This window comes from Peribacillus sp. Bi134 (genome assembly GCF_918698065.1).
In the GTDB taxonomy this organism is placed as follows: domain Bacteria; phylum Bacillota; class Bacilli; order Bacillales; family DSM-1321; genus Peribacillus.
In genome coordinates, this window is record NZ_CAKKLN010000004.1 from 253,920 (window position 1) to 275,190 (window position 21,271).

Here is a 21,271-nt window from a genome sequence, read left to right on the forward strand (position 1 = left end):
GTATCATCCCGATGCAAGTATATATGCAGCTTCGCCAGCAGGCGGATTTTTTATAAAACATGGACTCAAAGTAGTGGTAATACATACACTAGGTGAACGTACCCACATTTGTATGATTAAGCGAGGAAATCGAAGGTGAACCAGTTGGAACATTTATTAGGTCAGGAGTGGGATATATCCCCTGCTGGAGGAGCTACGGGAGAAGCCTTTATTGCCGAGAAAGAGGGGCAGAAGCTCTTCCTTAAACGAAATTCATCGCCATTTTTAGCTGTTCTTTCAGCTGAGGGCATTGTTCCAAAGTTAATGTGGACAAAACGCCTGGAAAACGGGGATGTAATTACGGCCCAGCATTGGATGGAAGGCAGGGAGCTATCTCAGCAGGAAATGAACAATATAAGAGTCGCAAAGCTGCTTCAAAAAATTCATCAATCCGATCCTTTGTTAAGCATGCTCAAAAGGCTTGGGAAATCCCCTTTACGACCTGAAAGTATACTTACAGACATAGAAACCGGGTTATCTTCGGATGTTACGGATATTCCGATTATCAAGCAGGCCATCCATTTTTTACAGAATAATCTCCTGTTGATTGAATGCGACGAAAAAGTCGTCTGTCATTGTGATGTGAACCATAATAATTGGCTCATGACCGAAACCGACGGATTGTTCCTGATTGATTGGGACGGAGCGGTCATTGGCGATCCGGCCATTGACCTCGGCATACTCCTGTATTCATATGTCCCAAGGGAAGAATGGAATCAATGGCTTGCCCGCTACGGCAAGAAGCTAGACGCAGGCCTGGAGATGAGGATGAAATGGCACACGGTTTCACAACTTGTGCTTTCCATCCAATGGCATCATCGCAGAAAGCGGTACGAGGAAAGAAATGAATTACTGCAAAAACTGGAAGCATTATTGATGGTTGGCTGATCAGAATTGATCTATATCATCCACCCACTGGGACAAGTCGTTCTGGTGGGTTGAAATATGTGCATCTAAATCGGCGGTACCGATGCCAGTCTGGCTGTATTCGTAAATCTCCGTCAGTACCGTTTTTACATTGCTGTCAATATCCATATTGATCATTAAGGATTTGACGAGCCTTTCAACCTGTTCACATTCAGAAACGGATCCGCAGCAGTCTGATTGATGATTGGTCAATATATCTTTCAATAGTGACATTTGATGTTCATGGGAAAGCGGCATATAATACCTCTCCTTTCTTAAATATGGATTCAAGGGATTCTCAGGTGGTTCTTGCCTGCCCTTCACTTATTTATGGTGTGTTTTGCGGAAAGTTTTATACATGAAAACTACAGAGACTGTCGCCTGGATGGCCGGCAGTTTTTTTATTTGTTAAGTCGGTGAATGCAGGATTTTTCCTGAAAAAATCAACTTGCAGGAATCCATCCACTCGTGGTATGGTTTGAACGATTATATTATAAATAGGGGTGTCATCATGCGTTTAAGAAATAAACCTTGGGCTGAAGATCGTTTGAATGATTTTCCACAATATGTAATTCATCAGCCAGTGAGCCATAAAGGTAAATGGCATGAAGTTTTCGGTAACGATAATCCGTTATATATTGAAGTGGGTACGGGCAAAGGCCGATTCATCACAGAAATGGCAAAAGCCCATCCTGATGTGAATTTCATTGGAATTGAAGTATATGGAAGCGTCATTGTAGCTGCATTGGACTTGCTGATTGAAGCGGATGTTCCAAATCTAAAGCTGTTGAATGTTGACGCAGCGAACTTGGGGGATTATTTTGCAAAAGGTGACGTGGATCGCGTCTACTTGAACTTCTCTGATCCGTGGCCGAAATCACGTCATGCAAAACGTCGGTTAACGTATAAGACCTTCCTCGAAGTATATGAAGGCATCCTGCCAGACAATGGCGAGATCCACTTCAAGACGGATAACCAAGGGTTATTCGAATCTTCCTTGAAGAGTATTTCCGAATACGGCATGCTCTTGAAATATGTAAGCCTTGATCTGCATAACAGCAATTTTGAAGGCAATATCATGACTGAATATGAAGAAAAGTTCTCGAGTAAAGGCAACCGGATATACAGATTGGAAGCAATGTTCCAATAATCATAAACAGATAAAAAACCAGGTGCACAGCATCTGGTTTTTTATCTGTTTATCGGGTGCATTTCTATCACAAGGATGACTTGATCGTTATCAATTTCAATATATGGAAGTGGGTGTTAAACTATAGGAAGAGGAGGGGTATAATGGAAAAGATGCAAATAGGGGAAATTAAATTAACATGGTTGAATGGCGGTGTGACTCACTTGGATGGCGGTGCGATGTTCGGTGTTGTACCGAAGCCGCTTTGGTCCAGGAAGTATCCTGTTAACGAAAATAACCAAATCGAACTAAGAACGGATCCGATTTTGGTGCAGGCTAATGGATTGAACATGCTTATAGATTCCGGTATTGGCAATGGAAAGCTGAATGACAAGCAGAAACGGAATTTTGGGGTGACGGAGGAATCCAATCTTGTCGAAGATCTTGGCAGACTTGGGCTTCAGCCAAATGATATCGATTACATTTTAATGACCCATCTACATTTCGACCATGCCTGCGGTTTGACGAAACGTGATGGTGAAACTTGGGTACCTGTTTTCGAGCGTGCAGAAATCATTACGACCCAAACTGAATGGGATGAAATGAAAAACCCGAATATTCGATCAAAAAGTACATATTGGGCAGAAAACTGGGAGGCTGTCGCTTCTCTTGTACGTCCATTTGAAGGTGAGCAGGAAATTACGGACGGTATTAAAATGATCCATACTGGGGGACATAGTGATGGACATGCGATCATCATCATTGAGGATGCCGGGGATAGATTGATTCACATGGCAGATATTATGCCGACGCATGCCCATGCGAATGTCCTCTGGGTCCTCGCATATGATGATTATCCGATGACCTCCATCGAAGCGAAGGAAAAGTGGATGAAATCCGGACTGGAAAATGGGTCTTGGTACAGCTTTTACCATGATGCACAATACTGTGCCATCAAATGGGATGGAACGGGTAAGGAGATAATAGACGAATTGAAACGGAAGCGGTAAAGCAAAAGGAGGACGTCATTTTGACGACCCTCCTTTTATGTTTCAATCATTTTGCGCATTAAGCTCCAATATCGTTCCTGTTGAGGCATCTGCAACAAATTCGAATTGCTCGCGTTTACCCTCTGTGTTTCTGGTGATCCCGCCTTTGTACACTTCATAGTCCAAATCATTTTTTGAATAGTTTTCCGGCTTCATCAAGATCCATGAGCCATATATATTTCCATCTTTTTTGACTGTTTCCTTCACTTGGGCCAAGACTTTATCGGGAGAAGGTTTACTAGATTGATCCAATAGTTGTTTTGTCGCATAGCCCGCAGCAAACCCAGCTGCAGTACCCAGTAAAAACGTTTTCCAATTCATTGATTTCTCCTCCATTGCATTTTTTAAAATCACTTCTTCCAGTATACAGAAGAACGCTTTATTTGACTAATAATTTGAAATTTTACCCATTAACTGATAAATTAGAACTTTCTAGTGTAACACGATGCTAAGTTCTGTAAAATAGTAAGAAACAATACATAGGTTAGGGGTAGAAAAATGAATCATGAGACTTTGGAGCTTTTTAAAACATTGACGGAATTACCGGGAGCCTCGGGAAATGAACATGCAGTTCGGAGTTTCATGAAAAGTGAGCTGGAAAAGTATTCCGATGAAATCGTCCAAGATCGCCTTGGCGGAATATTTGGCGTAAAAAGAGGCAATGAGGATGGTCCGACTGTACTAGTTGCCGGGCACATGGATGAAGTGGGATTCATTGTTACCTCCGTAACGGAAAATGGAATGATCCGCTTTCAGACCTTAGGAGGCTGGTGGAGTCAAGTGCTTTTGGCCCAAAGAGTCGAAATCATAACTGATAACGGTCCGGTCATTGGTGTCATCGGTTCGATTCCGCCTCATTTGCTTGATGAGTCGCAACGCTCAAAACCAATGGATATCAAAAATATGCTGATTGATATCGGGGCGGATGATAAGGAAGATGTTAAGAGGATCGGTATTAAGCCAGGTCAGCAGATTGTACCGATTTGTCCATTCACGCCGATGGCCAATGAGAAGAAAATCCTCGCAAAAGCGTGGGATAATCGTTACGGCTGCGGACTTGCGATTGAATTGTTAAAAGATTTAAAAGGTGAAACGTTACCGAATGTCTTATATTCCGGGGCAACTGTCCAGGAGGAAGTGGGATTACGGGGCGCTCAAACTGCAGCTCATATGATCAAACCGGATCTTTTCTTCGCTTTGGATGCAAGTCCGGCGAACGATATGTCCGGCAGTAAAAGTGAATTTGGTCAGCTTGGAAAAGGGGCACTGCTACGCATTTTCGATCGTTCGATGGTAACGCATCGCGGCATGAGGGAATTCATCCTTGATACGGCAGAGTCGAATGAGATTCCGTATCAATATTTCGTTTCCCAAGGCGGCACGGATGCAGGGCAAGTCCATATTGCAAACGAAGGCATTCCAAGCGGGGTGATTGGCATTTGTTCCCGCTATATTCATACACATGCATCCATGATTCATATTGATGATTATGCCGCTGCACGAGAACTGATTGGTAAATTGGTTCGTTCCTGTGATAAAACGACATTCGAGACCTTGATAAAAAACGGTTGATGGAGGAAGCTGAAATGGAAAGGGATGCTGTCATGAATCCTTTTCCATCAGCTTTTTTTACATAGAAGGAAGGTAATTATATTGAAAATAGCAGTAGGCAGTAAGAATCCGGCGAAAATAAGTGCCGTGCTTGGTGTATATGAAGATGCTAAAATCATTTCGCTTCAAGTGGAGAGCGGGGTCCCGGAACAGCCTTTTTCAGACGAGGAAACGATGGAGGGGGCAATGACACGTGCCCGGAATTGCTTGATTCAAAGTGATGCCGATATGGGTATCGGACTTGAAGGCGGTGTCGTGAAAATGGGACAAGCCCTGTTTCTGTGCAATTGGGGTGCAATGGCCACGAGGGACGGCGAGGTCTTTGTAGCTGCCGGAGCGAGAATCCCGGTACCGGGAATTGTTGCCGGGAAGCTGCTGGACGGTGAAGAGTTGGGCCCGGTGATGGATGCCTTCACAAGGCAAGAGAATATAAGCAAAAAGGAAGGAGCAATCGGCGTATTTACAAATGAGCGAATCACTAGGGGCGAAATGTTCCTTCATATCATGAGGATGTTAGCCGGTCAATACGAATATAAGCTGAAAATGAAAAAGCAGGATTTTTGAATCACTGCCATGGAAAGGCGGGCTTCGAATGATGAAACGAACACTGCCAAAACAGAGCAGAATAAGACAGGGTTTTATTGAGCGGCTTTGCTAATATAGTGACAAGGGGTGAGCGGATATGGGGTGGGTTGAATCAATCCAAAAGGCCATCGACTATATCGAAGAGCACTTATTGGAGGACCTGACAATCGAGAGCATTTCCAGGCAGGCGAATGCTTCAGCTTTTCATTTTCAACGGACATTCACCATTTTAACGGATATTTCCATTGGTGAATATATCCGGCGTCGAAGACTGACCTTGGCGGCCCAGGAGATTTCATCCACAAATGGCAAGGTCATTGATTTAGCCTACAAGTACGGCTATGACAACCCCGAGGCATTCTCAAAGGCTTTTCGAAGGCAGCATGGGGTATCTCCAAGCGAAGCCCGAAAGTTTATGGGGAAGCTGAAATTCTATGAACGCCTGATGATACAGGTTATTCTGAAAGGGGCAAAACCGATGAAATACAATATCCTTGAAAGAGATTCCTTTCAATTGATTGGAATCAAGCAAGAGTTTTCCTTGGTCAATGAAGAGAATTTGATCGGGATTCCAAAGTTGTGGGAGAAAGTCAATTCGGATGGAACAGGAGATAGGTTAGCGAAGCTGAACAATGGCCAAATAAATGGCTTGCTTGGTGTATGTATCGATAAGCGGGCTGTGGAAAAAAATGAAACGATGGATTATTGGATAGGTGCAGAGTATGCCGGGGAAGCGCCTGAAGAGTTTTCGACCCTTACGATACCGGCTTCCAAGTGGGTTGTATTTGAAGTTCACGGACCTATGCCTGATAGCATCCAACAAGCTTGGAAGCGAATTTTTTCCGAATGGTTTCCTACCAGCGGTCATGAACATGCCGGCACTCCCGAATTGGAAGTATACACGAATGACGACGCTTCAAACCCAGACTATTACTCCGAAATTTGGATTCCCATTAAAAAGAAATAGTGTTCAACCATCAAAATTTATTCGTTTTTCGCTTGCAGGTGAGGTTAGGAATCTAACTTTCTCCTGCAAGCTTTTTATTTGGGTAAACAAAAATCCTTCATACTTGAGCTGGAAGGTTAAGGGACAGGGAGATTTACAGCCCTTCTTCAAAAATATAAGAAAGCACCTTCATGGCTTGGTTCACGGATTCGACCGTGACACTCGCCTTTTCCGATAATTCCTTTAAGGCATGGTGATGGGATTCCGGGCGAATCAAAATAAGCGGTTTACCCAGGGAAACGGCGGTGCTTGCGTCCATGGCAGTATTCCACTGTTTATATTTCTCACCAAACAGGGCGACGACAAGATCGGCTTTTTTCATCAAAAGACCTGTCCGTAAATTATTGATTTGGGAAGCGGCCGCATCCTTCAGGATAGGATTCGGCTGTTCCCCGAGGATATCTTCACCGATATTATCGGAGCGTTCATGATTTTCCATCGGGCCGACGAATTCTAAAGGAAGCTTCAGTGCAGCGGCCTTATCTCTCAACTCGCTTCTCCAATTTGAATGGATCTCCCCAGCAAGATACACGATTAACTTCATTGTTTTCCTCCTCGATAATAAAATTGCTTTCATTGTACCATGTTTTTTAGAAAATGGATGAATTCCGTAAATAAGGATAATATTATCCATATGGTAGTAATAGAGACGGCTGGAGGAATGACGATGGCTTTATCGAATAAGAATTTTCTTGTTTTCCTGTTGATAAGCAGTTTGATCGTGGGCTGCTCAGGTATCGAAAGACAAACCGAAAAGGCAATGAAGGCTGCTGAAGTGGCTTTTCGTGACGATGAAAAACAGCCCAATCAAGAGGCAGGCCTAATTCAGGTCTATCTGCCAAACGATTTTAAAGTTGTGGAAGAACATGATAATAATTTGATTTTACAAAAAGGTGATAAGATTTATATATTATTTGTCAATCCGAATGAAAAAGAAGACAGCTCCGTGTTATATTTGGCCATAAAGGAACAAGAGGATCAATTTGAAGTACTGCATTCTTTTCAAACCGATGATAAATTCGGCTTTATTTCGATTAAAGAGATACCGAAAGAAAAGTATGAGCTTGCAGTGGGGATCGGCGGAGTGAAGCTGACAACCGAAACGGATAAAGACCAATTAAAAACCGATGCAAAACAAATGATGGAAATCGTTTCATCCGTGCCCCAGAAATAAGAGGACCAGTGACTTTCAACCGATCCGTATTAATGGTTGATTCCTGGAGACTCTGGTATGATGGGATTATAAAAAATAAGGTGTCATTTAGAGCAGGAGGAATATACAAATGGAAAAATTACAAACAGTAGAGCAATATGATGCATTTAAAAATGAAGGCAAACATATCTTTCTTTTTTCAGCAACATGGTGTGGAGATTGCCGTGTAATCGAACCGATAATGCCGGAGATTGAAACGAAATTTCCTGACTTTACATTCATTTATGTGGACCGTGATGAATTCATCGATGTGTGTGCGGCTAATGATGTATTCGGTATACCAAGTTTCATTGCGTATGATAATGGCAAGGAGCTAGGCAGATTTGTGAGCAAGGATCGCAAAACGCAAGAACAAATTGAGGAATTCATTCAATCACTATAATCAATTTCCCCTTCTCGCTGGGGATTTTTCAATGAAGAGGAGGGTCAGTCATGAAAATGGACAGCACGAAGCTGAAAAATATCTTGAAGGAGCGTTTAAAAGATGAGAATCGCTCATTCAAATTCGATAGCAAGCAAGATACGTTACGGGTGGAAAATGTGAAGACCGGGAAGGGGATCACCATCGAGTTGCCTCCTGTGCTTGCTAACTATGAAAACGTGCAGGAAAAGGCCATCGATGAAATTACCTATTACGTGGAAGAGGCCCTGAATGTGATGGGGGAAGAACACAGTATGGAAGGCAAGGAGAAATTCATTTTCCCAGTCATCCGCTCGACCTCCTTTCCAATGGAATCCGAAGAAGGAAATCCGTTTTTATTCGATGAGCATACGGCTGAAACCCGGGTTTTTTATGCCCTTGATTTAGGGAAAACCTACCGTCTTATAGATGAAAAGATGATTCAACGGGAAAATTGGCAGGGTGACAGGATCCGTGAAATTGCCCTATTCAATGCCCGTTCCCTCACCACTGAAATGAAGTCGGATATCGTTGCAGGTAATGCATTTTATTTTTTGAACACGAATGATGGATATGATGCCAGCAGGATTTTAAATGAATCATGGCTTCGGGAAATGAAGGACAAGATCGAGGGAACCATGGCTGTGGCCATTCCCCATCAGGATGTCATCATCATTGCCGATGTGAAGAATGATACGGGCTATGATATTCTTGCGCAAATGGCGATGAGCTTCTTTGCCAGCGGTCATGTTCCGATAACGGCTCTATCATTCCTTTACGAAGAAAATGAGTTGGAGCCCATCTTCATTATGGGTAAAAACAAAAAGCCTGAACAATAATGAATCACAAAAGGACCGTGTCAGCATCTGGCAGCGGTCCTTTTAAAGTTTAATAGAGTTTATAACTCAGAGTTGATATTTATTTTTTAATCGGCGATAATATAATTGGAATATTTTGAGAATATAAAAAGAACAAGCGGATGAATGTTGTGGGAGAGTGCAAGCATTGAGCCACCGAAGGAGCAAGTTCCAAAAAGATCCCTTGGAGCAAATCTCTCAGGTAAATGGAACCGCAGCTGGACGCAGCTCTGGAGAGTGCGCAGGAAGCAGTGTGCCACCAAAGGGGAAATCTCCATGACCAAAAATGGAGCTAAACTCTCAGGTGAAAAGGACAGAGAAGGGGAGCGGTAAGTTTACGCAATCCTTCTCTGCCCTTTTTTAATTGGCACTTTGTATCGGAAGGCATGCACCGAACATGGAACTTACTAATATGCTCAACTTGAAATAAGGGGGAGAATAAACGTGAACGTGAAAAGCAAATTAATGAACATGCTGGAAGCCCGTAAAGGGGAAATGGTTCAAATCCGCCGTCATTTACACGAGAACCCGGAACTATCCTTCAAAGAAGAAAAAACGGCACAATATATCATTGATTTTTATAAGGGTAAGGATGTGTCGATTCAAACGAATGTAGGAAATGGATTAGGGATCATCGTAACGATCGAAGGCGGAAAACCTGGGAAAACGATAGGTCTCCGTGCGGATTTCGATGCGTTGCCGATTACAGAAGAAGCGGATGTCCCGTTCCGTTCAAAAAATGAAGGTGTCATGCATGCCTGCGGACATGATGGGCATACCGCTTATTTATTGGTTCTGGCAGACTGCATCAATGAGCTTAAAGATTCCCTATCCGGTACGATTAAAATAATCCATCAACATGCAGAAGAAACACCCCCAGGTGGAGCAAAGAGCATTATGGAATCAGGGTTTTTGGATGAACTTGATGCCGTTTTTGGAATCCACTTATTTCCGTCCCATCCTGCAGGGGTTGTCGGGTATCACGGCGGCTATTCGATGGCTGGACGGACCTATTTCAAGCTGGCGATTAAGGGTGTAGGCGGCCATGGTTCGTCCCCGCATATGGCCAATGATGCCATTGTGGCAGGCGCCCATTTCGTGACAGCCGTACAAACCGTGATCAGCCGCCGCTTGAACCCTTTTGATATGGGCGTGGTCACAGTCGGCTCCTTCGATGGAAAAGGAAGCTTTAATGTCATTAAAGATCGTATAGAAATTGAAGGGGATGTCCGTTATATGACAGCAGAGACCCAACAGCTGATCGATAGGGAAATCCACCGCATCGTTAAAGGGATAGAAACGGAATTTGATGTTCAGTGCGAACTAACATATGTGCCTGATTATCCTCCGTTATATAATGACCCTGAATTGACTGGATTCGTGAAAAATAGCCTGGAAAGCATGAAAGACCAAGATATTAAAAAGGTTATGGAATTTCCGGTTTTCTCTGGTTCAGAGGATTTTTCGTATTATGCAGAAAAGATTCCTGGCTGCTTCTTTTACATTGGCTGTAAACCAAAAGGGGTGGAGAAGGCATATTTCAATCACCATCCCAAATTCGACATTGATGAAGATGCCCTTTTGATCGCATCCAAATCAGTGGCCCAAGTTGTATGCGATTTTTATGAATGGGAATAGTTCCATTGGTATATTTGTTTGCAAAAAAGTGCAGAAACCCACAAAACACCGTTCGGTATTAACGAACGGTGTTTTATGGGTTTCAGGATGCCACCGGAGGTTTCGTGAAGGATGCTTCAATGAATTGACCAGTCTGCTTCTTGCGCCGCATGAAAACTTAATCTCTTTGTAAACGCGATTTAACAGCGGTGTTTTATTTAAATAGTAGACTAAGGGCTAATGTTATTTCACGAAGTGCAGGTTTAAACTCATACCAGAAGGGGTTTAATAGGGTAGGAGTTCTGCGAAATACGTTAAGTTAGTAAGAGTGCGATAAAAAAATAGATACTAATCCCAATTTAGCTTAAATTTTCTCGATATTTTTAAAATAACTGGTAGAATTAGTTACATAACTACAGATGTAGAAAGAGTGATAGTTTTGAAATGGCTAAATAAGATGAAAAAATGGTTCCAAGCAGAGGAAATTATTGAAATTGAAGAGATTATTATAGATGAACCGCTTGATGAAGAGACATTAAGGAAAATGGATTTTTCAAAGCTTGCGAAGTCAAAGGAAGAAGAAATAAAGGTTTACAATCAAAAAGTGGAAAAAATGTCGCAGACGCCAGACCCTGATACGAAAATCCTGTTTCAATATCCAAAAGGGCAGTTCAAGTTTCCGCTCATTCCAGATCGTGAACAGAGCAAAAGAAAGCCTAGGGAAAGAAACAGGGAAGATCATGAACCCAAAAAGGGGAGCGCGGCCAAAGAAACAAGAAGGCCTGTGAGGGATCCTGAACCAAAACGGAGAAACTTCGAACGGGAGGAAGTCTCAAAAATAGTCCCTTCAAATACTCCATTCCGTCCGACGGAAATCCCTTCACCCATTTATGGGTTCCGTCGTCCGGAAAAAAAAACAGTCGTTTCTGAAGAAATTGTCGAATATGAATTAGAAAGCAAAATGCCCGTCCTAAAAAAGGAAGAACCCGATATCGGGATTCCAGCATCGATTCCTGAAATTCCAAAAGAAGTGTCACATGAGGAATTGACGACAGAACCATCCGTTCTTATACCGGAACAAGCGGAAGAAAAACTGGAAGATTCAGAGATACCCGCTTTCTTTCGCAGGAATTCCATTGAGACACTGCCAGAACAAGCAGTAATCGAGCCCAACATAATTGAGCCTGCGGTGGAAAAAGAGGCTATTGAACAGGACGAAGTAGAATTTGGACGCGAAGTCGCTGTATCCATCATGGAACAGACGGACGACACACCGCCTGAAGCGATATCGGTTCCTGGGGAGATTGCTGTACAATCAAATCAACCATCCGTTAGTCAAGGGACAATGCCTGAAGACCCATCTGAGGCAATACCTGAAGTGCAGCACAAACGTCCGAAAAAACATATCCCATTTAATGTGATGATGCTTAAGCAAGATCGGAAAAATAATGACTTCATGAATAAAATGATGCCGGAAAAAAAAAGCCTTAATTCGGAAAGGGCAGTAGTATCACCTGATAAGCGGCCAATGGATGATTCTGCCCAAACAGAGGCAGGACAAGCGAAACCAACCGCCATTCCTGAACGGAAACAGGAGGAAGGCAGAGTTATTCCGAAAGAGCAGACTCCGGCCATATCACTTACCTTTTCGGACGCTAAGGTTGGTTCCGAAACCGTCGCTGCTGTGCCTGAAAATACAGTCGAATCCAACATCGGTTCCAACCCTAAGCCGCTCTTGGAACAGGAATCCCCGATTTCTGGACACGGGTATCAAGAAGCAGTATATACAGAGGCAGCGGCAGAAGGCAGTAAGGGCGAAATCCCGGCAGTTTTTGGCTCCGTCGAAGCGGATGAAAATGAAAATCCATACTATGTGTTTCCTAATATCGAATTGCTGACACCTCCCACTTATGCTGTGCATGATGATGTGTGGCTCGAGGAACAGACATTATTACTTGATGAGACATTGAAAAATTTCAATGTCCGTGCAAAGGTCGTCAATGTCACTCAAGGACCGGCAGTAACCCGTTTCGAGGTGCATCCGGAACCGGGAGTGAAGGTGAATAAAGTGACGAACCTGATGGATGACATCAAACTAAGCCTTGCTGCTCAAGATATGCGGATGGAAGCGCCTATTCCGGGTAAACATACAATTGGCATCGAGATTCCGAACAGGAAAAGCAAACCGGTATTTTTGCGGGAGGTTTTGGAAAGTACTGAGTTTCAAGAGCATGAATCACCGCTTGCTGTGGCCTTAGGGCTCGATATATCCGGTCAGCCAATCATCACCGATTTGAGAAAGATGCCGCATGGATTGATAGCCGGGCAAACGGGGTCGGGGAAAAGTGTCTGTATCAACACCATGCTGGTAAGCTTGCTTTATAAAGCGACACCGCAGGAGTTGAAATTGCTGTTGATCGATCCGAAAATGGTTGAGCTCGCCCCATATAACCGGATCCCGCATTTGGTCAGTCCAGTCATAACCGATGTAAAAGCCGCTACGGCTGCGTTGAAGTGGGCTGTAGAGGAGATGGAACGGCGTTATGAATTGTTTGTACATGCCGGTGTCCGTGATATCACCCGCTTTAATGACCAAGCGGAAAAAGCCGGTCAATATTCAAGCAAGCTGCCTTATATCCTGGTGATCATCGATGAGCTTGCGGATCTAATGATGATGTCCCCGGCTGATGTAGAGGAAGCAATTTGCCGGATTGCCCAAAAGGCCCGTGCCTGCGGCATCCATTTGATTGTAGCCACTCAAAGACCTTCAGTCGATGTCATAACTGGATTGATCAAGGCAAATATCCCGACAAGGATCGCTTTTTCGGTTTCTTCACAAGTCGACTCCCGTACGATCATCGATAGCGGCGGTGCAGAAAAATTATTGGGAAGAGGAGATATGTTATTCGCTGAAAACGGCTCTTCAAAAACGGTGCGCCTGCAAGGGACTTTTGTTAGTGATGAAGAAATCGACCAGGTCGTTAACCATGTTAAACTGGAGCAGCAGCCAAAATACCTGTTCGAGCAGGAAGACTTGCTGAACAGGGCCCAAGTCACGGAAGAAGCGGATGAACTGTTTTTCGAGGCCTGTGAATTTGTCGTGAGCCAGCAGGCTGCATCTGCTTCTAGTGTCCAAAGGCGCTTCCGTGTCGGTTATAACCGTGCATCGCGCCTAATTGAAATGATGGAGCAACATGGAGTAGTTTCCGAATCCAGGGGTTCAAGGCCCAGGGATGTATTGATTACGGAAGAAGAACTGGAATTTTTACATGTTAATTAAGAGAACCTAATAAAAGGAAATTGTATATAATGTGAAGGGGTGAAAACCCTTTTTTATCACTTTAATTAAGGGAAAAGCCAATGATTTGATAAATTGGCATCTGCCTGACATGGATGAATGAATAAAAAAGTGATATAATAGTTTTTTGTTGATGAATGATTGAAAATATAAGCTTGAAAAACCTATGAAGAAATTGCGTTACTAACAAGTCTCGTAATGAAAAAACAAATAAAAGATGACGTCATATACTGTCATACAGGTAGACGATTGGTGGAGGTTCGCTTTATGACTGCTTACCATTTTGTGGGAATTAAAGGGTCGGGTATGAGTGCTCTTGCACAAATACTGCATGATATGAATATTGAAGTGCAGGGTTCCGATTACGAAAAAGAATTTTTTACACAATTGGCATTAGAAAAAGCCGGGATTAAAATCCTTCCTTTCAACGAGGAAAATATTCAACCTGGAATGACCATCATTGCAGGAAATGCGTTTCCGGATAGTCATCCGGAAATCGTGAAGGCAAAAGAACTTGATTTGCCGATCATCCGTTATCACCGTTTCCTAGGTGATTTCATGAAAAACTTCATCAGCGTGGCGGTTACGGGAGCGCATGGTAAAACATCGACGACCGGTTTACTTGCCCATGTGATGGGGGGCGCTAAACCGACATCCTTCTTGATTGGGGATGGAACGGGTAAAGGAATCGTGAATTCTGATTACTTCGTATTCGAAGCATGTGAATATCGCCGTCATTTCCTTTCCTATTATCCGGATTATGCAATCATGACGAATATCGATTTTGATCATCCTGATTATTATGCCAATGTCGAAGACGTGTTCGAGGCTTTCCAAACGATGGCCCTTCAAGTCAACAAAGGCATCATTGCGTGCGGGGATGATGAACATTTACCACATATTCAGGCGAAAGTACCGGTTATTTTTTACGGATTTGCAGAAGGAAATGATTTTCAAGCGAAAAATGTTTCCGTCACTCCGGATGGCACGACTTTTGATGTGCATGTAAGGAACAATTACTATGATACATTCACTATTCCTACTTTTGGAAAGCATAATGTGTTGAATGCACTTGGTGTCATTGCACTTTGTAAATATGAAAACTTGGATACGGAAGCTGTGAAAGCCCAATTGCGGACTTTTGGCGGAGTTAAACGCCGGTTCTCAGAAAAAGAAATCGGAAGTCAGATCATCATTGATGATTATGCACATCATCCGACCGAGATCTCTGCAACTGTCGACTCGGCGCGTCAGAAATATCCAGAGCGTGAAGTTGTTGCGGTATTCCAGCCGCATACTTTCTCGAGAACTCAGGCTTTCCTTGATGAATTCGCCGACAGCTTGAATTTGGCCGACAAAGTATACTTATGTGAAATTTTTGGATCTGCTCGTGAACATCAAGGGAAGTTATCGATTGAAGACCTTCAAGATAAGATTCCCGGAGCCGAGCTGATTACGGAGAACACAACATCAATATTGCAAAATCATGAAAACAGTGTCGTGTTATTCATGGGTGCAGGGGACATTCAAAAGTTCCAAGCAGCCTATGAGCATTCACTGCAGGTAAAATAAAAAAACGATCGTCCCGTTAGAGCGGGTCGGTCGTTTTTTTTATTTTACGTTATTTTAAATTTTCCTGGATTTAAATTTTCCAGTTCCGGTAAAACGAAGCGTCCGTCCTTACGTATCAAGACGTCATCAAAATGGATTTCCCCTCCGCCATATTCAGGCCGCTGGATATTGACCAGGTCCCAGTGAATGTCTGAATGGTTTCCGTTAAAGGCATCATCATAGCATTGTCCGGGAGTGAAATGAAAACTTCCATCAATTTTTTCATCAAAGAGGATATCTTGCATCGGGTGTAGAATATAAGGATTTACACCAATTGCAAATTCACCGACATATCGTGCGCCTTCATCAGTATCAAAAATTTTGTTGATGCGTTCCGTATCATTCGCAACCGCTTCAACGATTTTTCCATCCTTGAATGTTAACTTCACGTTTTCAAAAGTAAAACCCTGATAAGGGGACGGAGTATTATACGAAATAACTCCATTGATGGAATCTTTAACCGGAGCCGTATATACTTCACCGTCAGGAATGTTCAGCTCACCCGCACATTTGATGGCTTTAATGTCTTTGATGGAGAAAGTTAGGTCCGTACCGGGCCCAGTTAAGCGGACCTTATCCGTTTTATCCATCAATTCAACAAGGTTGTCCATCGCTGCGCTCATTTTGCCATAGTCGAGGTTGCAGACTTCGAAATAAAAGTCTTCGAATGCTTCTGTGCTCATTTTGGCTAATTGGGCCATGGAATTTGTCGGGTAGCGAAGCACGACCCATTTTGTTTTTGGCACGCGGATATTTCTATGTACTTTACCGACTGTCTGTCCATGAATCGCCATCTTCTCTGAAGGGACATCGGAATGTTCATTGATATTATCCCCGGCACGAAGCCCGATATAGGCATCCATCTGGTTCATTACGTTTGCTTCAAACTCACCCATCATCTTGTACTGTTCTTCTTTGGCACCCATCAGCAAGGCACGATCCACTTGGTGATCCTTTAAAAGGACGAATGGGTAACCACCTGCTGCATAGGCTTCATTCACAAGTGCGTTAACAAGCTCACGCTGCAAACCAAAGTTTTCGATCAAGATTTTTTCACCTTTTTGAAGCTTCACGGAATAATTGATTAAGTTTTTGGCCAATGTTTCAATTCTGGGATCTTTCATAAAAAATACCTCCATTGTTTAAATTCGACTTATCTTTTCTATCATACCCGATTTCCTGCCATAAGTGTGACCCATGAACTTACGGAGGAACTGGATGCAGACAAGAATATTTCCAGATTAGGGTTTGATAGGGTATATTGAAAAAATAAATACGTTTATAATATTAGGGAAGGGGTAATTAATATCTAACAGCTATTAAATAAGTCGATTTTTTTCGGAGGTGTTCCAATGGAGATTATTTTATACGTAAGTGCTGCTGTTGCAGCGATAGCTTTTTTGGTACTCGTTATTTTCCTAACAAAGGTACTGACATCACTTCAAACTACCCTGGACAGTGTGGCCCGGACGCTGACAGGACTAGAGAGCCAAATGCAGGGCATAACGCTCGAAACTACTCAGTTATTACATAAAACGAATACGTTGGCTGAAGATTTGCAGCACAAGTCAGAAAACCTGAACACGGTGGTGGATGCGGTGAAGGATGTAGGCACATCCATCTCCAGCTTCAATTCTTCCATCCAAAAGGTTTCCCATAAAGTGCAGGCTGAGATTGATAATAATCAAGACCGAATCTCACAAATTGTACAATGGAGCAATGTTGCCATGGAGATCAGAGACAAGTGGAAGGCCAGAAGCAAACAGGCTGCCCCGACTCCAATCGAAAGGGCGGAGTTAGAAAGGGAAGCGCTTGAAACAGATAACCTGCCTAAAAAAAGGTTTTTACGTTCTAGATCCTAAAATCTAGTTAAATAAAAAATGAACTGAAAATTGGAAGGGGAATGTATTATGACTCAAAAAGAATTTGCGGCAAAGGACTATCAGAAATCTTATGAGGACGAACGCGACTCGATCAATTCGAAGGACTTTATGATTGGCGCCTTGATCGGCGGGATGATCGGAGCGGCTACAGCATTGTTCATGGCTCCGAAAACAGGCAAGGAATTAAGGAATGACTTCAATGAACAAGCTAGAAACATTTCCGAGAAAACAGAAAGATTAAGACAAACGGCAATGGAAAAAGGTACAGTCCTTGCTGATACTGCAAAAGAAAAAACAAGCTCCGTCACGGAAATCGTTTCCAATAAATCTTCGAATATCGTCAACAAAGTGAAGAGCCTGAAAACAGGAAAAGAAAACGGCGACGCTGCTGATGATACAACGAATTCAAGCAATAAGGATATTGATGTAACCGGAACTACCGATGCTCCTATCGTATCCGTCGAAACGAACTTTGCTAACGGCAATGATTCGGAAAATAATTCAGCAGATCCTACAAGCGGAAACAAGAATGCGGCAAAATTAAAACTTGATGAAGCGAAAAAGGCATTTGATGAAACGGAGAGTAAACTAAAGAATTAAACTCCCTGGCTTCTTTAATGGGAATGAAGAGTCATTAAGGGACGAAGAATAAGGCGGTGAAGTGCTTCGATGGCTTCATCGCCTTTTTGATGGTAAAATTTATATGACAAGGAAAGGAGACTGCTATATGGTCATGAGCAAAATCGAAACAGAAGAACAATTCAATGAGCTTCTAAAAGAGGATACATTCCTGCTTTTCAAGCATAGCGTAACATGCCCTGTCAGCGCTGAAGCATTTGAACAATATGAGAGGTACATCTTAGGGAACGAACAACTTAAAACGGCCTATTTGGCCGTCCAGGAAGCTCGTCCACTATCCAATTATGTAGCAGAAACCTTTGAGGTCAAACATCAATCACCTCAGGCCATCCTTTTTAAAAGTGGAAAACCTGTCTGGAATGAATCTCATTGGCGGATTACATATGATTCATTGAGCAAGGCCATTACAGAATGAATGGAAGGCTGGATCCCTTTGGTAAGGGGTCCGGCCTTTTATTATTCCATTGATTGGCGGGCCTAAGGATGTTAATCCTGGGGAAACCTTTTCTAGGAAGGCCTTTCCGTAAAGCCTCTTTAAACATTTCTCGGCTTCGGACAAGTGGCAGAAGATTTAAACTTTTCTATGCTCTTGTGAAAAATGATCAATTAAATGATAGCTTTCCTGTTCTATTTCCAATATAATTCCTACAACGGATCGTGTTTCAATATTCTGTGTAATCGTTTTTCTGGCATGAGCGGCACCTAGTTTTATGCATTTATAACTTTAATGCTTAAAAGCGTTTAATTATTAAAGAAAAATATAGTGACATTTATGGACACTTCATTTATAATTGATTTAATCATACATGAAATATTCTAAATTTTTCATTGATAAAACAATCGGGGTGGATGTTCGAGGATCCGGATGGGATTTTTTTTAGTTTGAGTCCGCTGAACCGATTTCTATTTTAAAAAACGAAGGGATGGATTTGTAATGAGCAACAAAGAGCTTGATGGACTTCGTAATCAACTGGATGATGTGAACCTTCAGTTATTACATCTTATTAATCAACGTGCTGAACTTGTACAGGAAATTGGTCGCGTTAAAGAAAAACAAGGTGTAAACCGTTACGATCCGGTCCGTGAAAGAACAATGCTGGATCTTATCGAAGCCAATAATCAAGGACCGCTTGATCTTGGTTCGATTAAACATATTTTCAAAGAAATCTTTAAATTGGGCTTGGAGTTACAAAAAGATGATCAGAAGAAAACGCTTCTTGTATCGAGAAAACAAAAGGCTGAAGACACGATCATCGACATTAAGGGTGAATTGGTCGGTAACGGGATCCCTAGCTTCGTTTTCGGACCATGTGCCGTTGAATCTTATGAACAGACAGCTGCGGTGGCGGAAGTCATTAAAGCTAAAGGTTTGAAATTGATGCGCGGCGGTGCATTTAAGCCACGTACATCTCCATATGACTTCCAAGGGCTTGGTTTGGAAGGATTACAAATACTTAAACGTGTTGCTGATGAATACGGCTTGGCTGTAATCAGTGAAATCGTGAGTGCCAACGATATCGAAGCGGCAATCGATCATATCGATGTCATCCAAATCGGGGCGCGCAACATGCAAAACTTCGACTTGCTAAAAGCGGCAGGTGCTGTAAATAAACCAGTTCTTTTAAAACGTGGACTGGCGGCAACGATTGAAGAGTTCATTCATGCAGCGGAATACATCATGTCGCAGGGCAATGGCAACATCATCCTTTGTGAGCGCGGTATCCGTACTTACGAAAAAGCAACAAGAAATACACTTGATATCTCTGCTGTACCGATTTTAAAACAAGAAACTCATTTACCGGTCATGGTTGATGTAACGCATTCAACTGGACGTCGCGATCTTCTGCTTCCTACGGCTAAGGCGGCTCTTGCAATCGGTGCTGACGGTGTTATGGCTGAAGTGCATCCAGATCCTTCCGTTGCTTTATCGGATTCTGCACAGCAAATGGACTTCAAACAATTTGATGAATTCTACGAAGAGATTAAACGTTTGAACTGGGTAACTGTATAAGCTAAGAAATTCTTTAAATGATCTATTTACGGCCCTTACCAACTTGGCAAGGGCTTTTTTTAATGGTAAAATACTAGTTTTTGCAGAAAAAGCTTCGAAATGAGCACTATTGGATTGCAGGAAAGATTCGACTATCGTATGATAAATAACAAGAATGAGAACTGTTCGGAAGATTGAGTCATACATAAAGTGATATCTATGTGAATTTTATACTTGAATAGGGTATTGAATATTTGACTGAGAAGAGAGTAGGACTGCATTTTTTGTTAGGCAGATCGTTCCTAAAATAATCTTCCTTATAGAGAAAAACGCATAAAAGATTATTTTCCGAAATAATTCGGGTCTTTTATGGGGAAAATGAAAGAAATGGAGGAATGGATAAATGAATAATATAACCATTTATGATGTGGCGCGTGAGGCGAATGTTTCCATGGCCACCGTTTCCCGCGTAGTTAACGGGAATCCAAATGTAAAGCCTGCAACAAGGAAGAAAGTTTCAGATGTAATTGAGAAGTTAGGGTACCGTCCCAATGCAGTGGCAAGGGGACTTGCCTCAAAGAAAACGACTACAGTCGGGGTCATCATCCCGGATATCTCAAGCATCTTTTTTGCAGAATTGGCACGGGGCATAGAAGATATAGCCACCATGTATAAATACAATATCATTCTAAGCAGTTCTGATGAGAATATAGATAAGGAATTCCATTTGCTGAATACGATGCTTGGAAAACAAGTGGATGGTATCGTATTCATGGGCGGCAACATTTCTGATGAGCATGTCAAAGAGTTTAAGAATTCACCTGTTCCAATCGTTCTGGCAGGCTCGGTGGATGAAAGCGGACAAGTTCCATCGGTCAATATTGATTATGAGGCGGCGGCATTCGACGCAGTGACCTTCTTCGCTAAAAAAGGCCACAAGCATATCGCTTTTGTAAGCGGAAACCCTTCGGCGTTGATTAATGAAATGAAATTGACTGGTTATAAACGAGGATTGAAAGAAGCTGGGCTTCCATTTGATGAAAGTTATGTCGTTGAAGGTGATTATACATATGATTCAGGAATTGAATCTTTTGAAAAGTACCTGGAAGCTGAAGACAGACCGACAGCATTCATAGCCGGTGCTGATGAAATGGCGCTTGGAATTGTCCATGCCGCTCAGGACAAAGGGTTTAATGTACCGGAAGACTTTGAAGTGATCAGCTTCGATAACACGAGATTGACCTTGATGGTGCGTCCGCAAATCACGACGATCGTTCAACCTTTATATGATATTGGTGCGGTTGCGATGAGGCTTCTTACAAAGTTGATGAATAAAGAACAAGTGGAGGAAGGTCTTGAAAAAGTGATCCTGCCACATCGGATTGAAAACCGTCAATCAACGAAATAAACTGGTTTGGAGAGTGTCCCGAGGGCACTC

The 21,271-nt window shown here is 42.6% G+C and carries 21 protein-coding genes and 1 riboswitch; of the genes, 17 read left to right on the forward strand and 4 right to left on the reverse strand.

The genetic code is table 11. The features are described from left to right. Positions 1 to 144: 144 nt before the first annotated feature. On the forward strand, positions 145 to 927 hold the full coding sequence (locus LQ188_RS09875; protein WP_063232868.1) for a phosphotransferase family protein: 783 nt from the start codon (positions 145 to 147) through the stop codon (positions 925 to 927). Here the strand turns inward: LQ188_RS09875 and LQ188_RS09880 are convergent, their stop codons facing one another. Next, the gene (locus LQ188_RS09880) at positions 928 to 1,203 is read right to left on the reverse strand and encodes a YtzH-like family protein (protein ID WP_101222975.1); all 276 of its coding nucleotides are present in this window, start codon (positions 1,201 to 1,203) and stop codon (positions 928 to 930) included. It lies immediately after the preceding gene. A 253-nt stretch (positions 1,204 to 1,456) separates the two neighbouring features. Between LQ188_RS09880 and trmB the strand changes: the two genes are divergently transcribed. Continuing rightward, positions 1,457 to 2,095 carry a tRNA (guanosine(46)-N7)-methyltransferase TrmB gene (gene trmB / locus LQ188_RS09885; RefSeq protein WP_137018115.1) on the forward strand — a complete coding sequence of 213 codons (639 nt, stop codon included), beginning with the start codon at positions 1,457 to 1,459 and terminating at the stop codon, positions 2,093 to 2,095. Positions 2,096 to 2,238: 143 nt separating this feature from the next. Next, on the forward strand, positions 2,239 to 3,084 hold the full coding sequence (locus tag LQ188_RS09890; RefSeq protein ID WP_230176727.1) for an MBL fold metallo-hydrolase: 846 nt from the start codon (positions 2,239 to 2,241) through the stop codon (positions 3,082 to 3,084). A 42-nt stretch (positions 3,085 to 3,126) separates the two neighbouring features. Here LQ188_RS09890 and LQ188_RS09895 read toward each other — a convergent pair whose 3' ends face one another. Continuing rightward, on the reverse strand, positions 3,127 to 3,444 hold the full coding sequence (locus LQ188_RS09895) for a PepSY domain-containing protein (protein ID WP_101222972.1): 318 nt from the start codon (positions 3,442 to 3,444) through the stop codon (positions 3,127 to 3,129). A 177-nt stretch (positions 3,445 to 3,621) separates the two neighbouring features. Between LQ188_RS09895 and LQ188_RS09900 the strand changes: the two genes are divergently transcribed. From LQ188_RS09900 to LQ188_RS09910, 3 genes are all read left to right on the forward strand, one after another. Then, positions 3,622 to 4,695: a M42 family metallopeptidase gene (locus LQ188_RS09900; protein ID WP_230176728.1), complete on the forward strand. Its 1,074-nt coding sequence runs from the start codon at positions 3,622 to 3,624 to the stop codon at positions 4,693 to 4,695. 81 nt (positions 4,696 to 4,776) lie between these two features. Beyond that, positions 4,777 to 5,298 carry a DUF84 family protein gene (locus LQ188_RS09905; RefSeq protein WP_101222970.1) on the forward strand — a complete coding sequence of 174 codons (522 nt, stop codon included), beginning with the start codon at positions 4,777 to 4,779 and terminating at the stop codon, positions 5,296 to 5,298. Between the two features lie 118 nt (positions 5,299 to 5,416). Further along, a complete protein-coding gene (locus LQ188_RS09910; protein ID WP_230176729.1) occupies positions 5,417 to 6,286 on the forward strand; it encodes an AraC family transcriptional regulator in 870 nt (289 codons plus the stop codon). A 133-nt stretch (positions 6,287 to 6,419) separates the two neighbouring features. Here the strand turns inward: LQ188_RS09910 and LQ188_RS09915 are convergent, their stop codons facing one another. Beyond that, on the reverse strand, positions 6,420 to 6,869 hold the full coding sequence (locus LQ188_RS09915) for a YtoQ family protein (protein ID WP_101222968.1): 450 nt from the start codon (positions 6,867 to 6,869) through the stop codon (positions 6,420 to 6,422). A gap of 123 nt (positions 6,870 to 6,992) precedes the next feature. On the opposite strand from LQ188_RS09915, the gene LQ188_RS09920 reads away from it, so the two are divergent. The 6 genes from LQ188_RS09920 (at position 6,993) to murC (ending at position 15,282) form a co-directional block, all read left to right on the forward strand. Then, the gene (locus LQ188_RS09920; protein ID WP_101222967.1) at positions 6,993 to 7,499 is read left to right on the forward strand and encodes a hypothetical protein; all 507 of its coding nucleotides are present in this window, start codon (positions 6,993 to 6,995) and stop codon (positions 7,497 to 7,499) included. A gap of 109 nt (positions 7,500 to 7,608) precedes the next feature. Next, positions 7,609 to 7,920, forward strand: coding sequence for a thioredoxin family protein (locus LQ188_RS09925; RefSeq protein ID WP_101222966.1), 312 nt, complete (start codon positions 7,609 to 7,611; stop codon positions 7,918 to 7,920). 50 nt (positions 7,921 to 7,970) lie between these two features. Then, positions 7,971 to 8,777, forward strand: coding sequence for a DUF1444 domain-containing protein (locus tag LQ188_RS09930; RefSeq protein WP_101222965.1), 807 nt, complete (start codon positions 7,971 to 7,973; stop codon positions 8,775 to 8,777). A 140-nt stretch (positions 8,778 to 8,917) separates the two neighbouring features. Continuing rightward, positions 8,918 to 9,020, forward strand: a riboswitch (glycine riboswitch). Positions 9,021 to 9,245: 225 nt separating this feature from the next. Further along, positions 9,246 to 10,433 (forward strand): amidohydrolase, encoded by a 1,188-nt coding sequence (locus LQ188_RS09935; protein ID WP_230176852.1) that lies wholly within the window; start codon positions 9,246 to 9,248, stop codon positions 10,431 to 10,433. 523 nt (positions 10,434 to 10,956) lie between these two features. Then, positions 10,957 to 13,692 (forward strand): DNA translocase FtsK, encoded by a 2,736-nt coding sequence (locus LQ188_RS09940; protein ID WP_230176853.1) that lies wholly within the window; start codon positions 10,957 to 10,959, stop codon positions 13,690 to 13,692. Between the two features lie 285 nt (positions 13,693 to 13,977). Then, a complete protein-coding gene (gene murC, locus LQ188_RS09945) occupies positions 13,978 to 15,282 on the forward strand; it encodes a UDP-N-acetylmuramate--L-alanine ligase (protein WP_101222964.1) in 1,305 nt (434 codons plus the stop codon). A gap of 44 nt (positions 15,283 to 15,326) precedes the next feature. Here the strand turns inward: murC and LQ188_RS09950 are convergent, their stop codons facing one another. Further along, complete coding sequence (locus LQ188_RS09950; RefSeq protein WP_230176730.1) at positions 15,327 to 16,445, reverse strand: aminopeptidase; 1,119 nt, start codon at positions 16,443 to 16,445, stop codon at positions 15,327 to 15,329. 228 nt (positions 16,446 to 16,673) lie between these two features. On the opposite strand from LQ188_RS09950, the gene LQ188_RS09955 reads away from it, so the two are divergent. The 5 genes from LQ188_RS09955 to ccpA all read left to right on the forward strand — a co-directional run bounded on the left by LQ188_RS09955 (position 16,674) and on the right by ccpA (position 21,241). Next, positions 16,674 to 17,183 (forward strand): DUF948 domain-containing protein, encoded by a 510-nt coding sequence (locus LQ188_RS09955; RefSeq protein ID WP_230176731.1) that lies wholly within the window; start codon positions 16,674 to 16,676, stop codon positions 17,181 to 17,183. A gap of 48 nt (positions 17,184 to 17,231) precedes the next feature. Next, the gene (locus LQ188_RS09960) at positions 17,232 to 17,804 is read left to right on the forward strand and encodes a YtxH domain-containing protein (RefSeq protein WP_230176732.1); all 573 of its coding nucleotides are present in this window, start codon (positions 17,232 to 17,234) and stop codon (positions 17,802 to 17,804) included. A 127-nt stretch (positions 17,805 to 17,931) separates the two neighbouring features. Beyond that, positions 17,932 to 18,258, forward strand: a complete 327-nt coding sequence (ytxJ, locus tag LQ188_RS09965) for a bacillithiol system redox-active protein YtxJ (RefSeq protein ID WP_054400017.1) — start codon at positions 17,932 to 17,934, stop codon at positions 18,256 to 18,258. A 519-nt stretch (positions 18,259 to 18,777) separates the two neighbouring features. Continuing rightward, the gene (locus LQ188_RS09970; protein ID WP_101222960.1) at positions 18,778 to 19,854 is read left to right on the forward strand and encodes a bifunctional 3-deoxy-7-phosphoheptulonate synthase/chorismate mutase; all 1,077 of its coding nucleotides are present in this window, start codon (positions 18,778 to 18,780) and stop codon (positions 19,852 to 19,854) included. Positions 19,855 to 20,236: 382 nt separating this feature from the next. Then, positions 20,237 to 21,241, forward strand: coding sequence for a catabolite control protein A (ccpA, locus tag LQ188_RS09975; RefSeq protein WP_101222959.1), 1,005 nt, complete (start codon positions 20,237 to 20,239; stop codon positions 21,239 to 21,241). Positions 21,242 to 21,271: the final 30 nt, after the last annotated feature.

What these genes read in the sequence shown, in the direction of transcription:
- LQ188_RS09880 (WP_101222975.1), bottom strand. Translation starts at nt 1,203, where the DNA reads ATGCCGCTTTCCCATGAACATCAAATGTCACTATTGAAAGATATATTG.
- trmB (WP_137018115.1), top strand. Translation starts at nt 1,457, where the DNA reads ATGCGTTTAAGAAATAAACCTTGGGCTGAAGATCGTTTGAATGATTTT.
- LQ188_RS09890 (WP_230176727.1), top strand. Translation starts at nt 2,239, where the DNA reads ATGGAAAAGATGCAAATAGGGGAAATTAAATTAACATGGTTGAATGGC.
- LQ188_RS09895 (WP_101222972.1), bottom strand. Translation starts at nt 3,444, where the DNA reads ATGAATTGGAAAACGTTTTTACTGGGTACTGCAGCTGGGTTTGCTGCG.
- LQ188_RS09900 (WP_230176728.1), top strand. Translation starts at nt 3,622, where the DNA reads ATGAATCATGAGACTTTGGAGCTTTTTAAAACATTGACGGAATTACCG.
- LQ188_RS09910 (WP_230176729.1), top strand. Translation starts at nt 5,417, where the DNA reads ATGGGGTGGGTTGAATCAATCCAAAAGGCCATCGACTATATCGAAGAG.
- LQ188_RS09915 (WP_101222968.1), bottom strand. Translation starts at nt 6,869, where the DNA reads ATGAAGTTAATCGTGTATCTTGCTGGGGAGATCCATTCAAATTGGAGA.
- LQ188_RS09920 (WP_101222967.1), top strand. Translation starts at nt 6,993, where the DNA reads ATGGCTTTATCGAATAAGAATTTTCTTGTTTTCCTGTTGATAAGCAGT.
- LQ188_RS09925 (WP_101222966.1), top strand. Translation starts at nt 7,609, where the DNA reads ATGGAAAAATTACAAACAGTAGAGCAATATGATGCATTTAAAAATGAA.
- LQ188_RS09930 (WP_101222965.1), top strand. Translation starts at nt 7,971, where the DNA reads ATGAAAATGGACAGCACGAAGCTGAAAAATATCTTGAAGGAGCGTTTA.
- LQ188_RS09940 (WP_230176853.1), top strand. Translation starts at nt 10,957, where the DNA reads ATGGATTTTTCAAAGCTTGCGAAGTCAAAGGAAGAAGAAATAAAGGTT.
- murC (WP_101222964.1), top strand. Translation starts at nt 13,978, where the DNA reads ATGACTGCTTACCATTTTGTGGGAATTAAAGGGTCGGGTATGAGTGCT.
- LQ188_RS09950 (WP_230176730.1), bottom strand. Translation starts at nt 16,445, where the DNA reads ATGAAAGATCCCAGAATTGAAACATTGGCCAAAAACTTAATCAATTAT.
- LQ188_RS09955 (WP_230176731.1), top strand. Translation starts at nt 16,674, where the DNA reads ATGGAGATTATTTTATACGTAAGTGCTGCTGTTGCAGCGATAGCTTTT.
- LQ188_RS09960 (WP_230176732.1), top strand. Translation starts at nt 17,232, where the DNA reads ATGACTCAAAAAGAATTTGCGGCAAAGGACTATCAGAAATCTTATGAG.
- ytxJ (WP_054400017.1), top strand. Translation starts at nt 17,932, where the DNA reads ATGGTCATGAGCAAAATCGAAACAGAAGAACAATTCAATGAGCTTCTA.
- LQ188_RS09970 (WP_101222960.1), top strand. Translation starts at nt 18,778, where the DNA reads ATGAGCAACAAAGAGCTTGATGGACTTCGTAATCAACTGGATGATGTG.
- ccpA (WP_101222959.1), top strand. Translation starts at nt 20,237, where the DNA reads ATGAATAATATAACCATTTATGATGTGGCGCGTGAGGCGAATGTTTCC.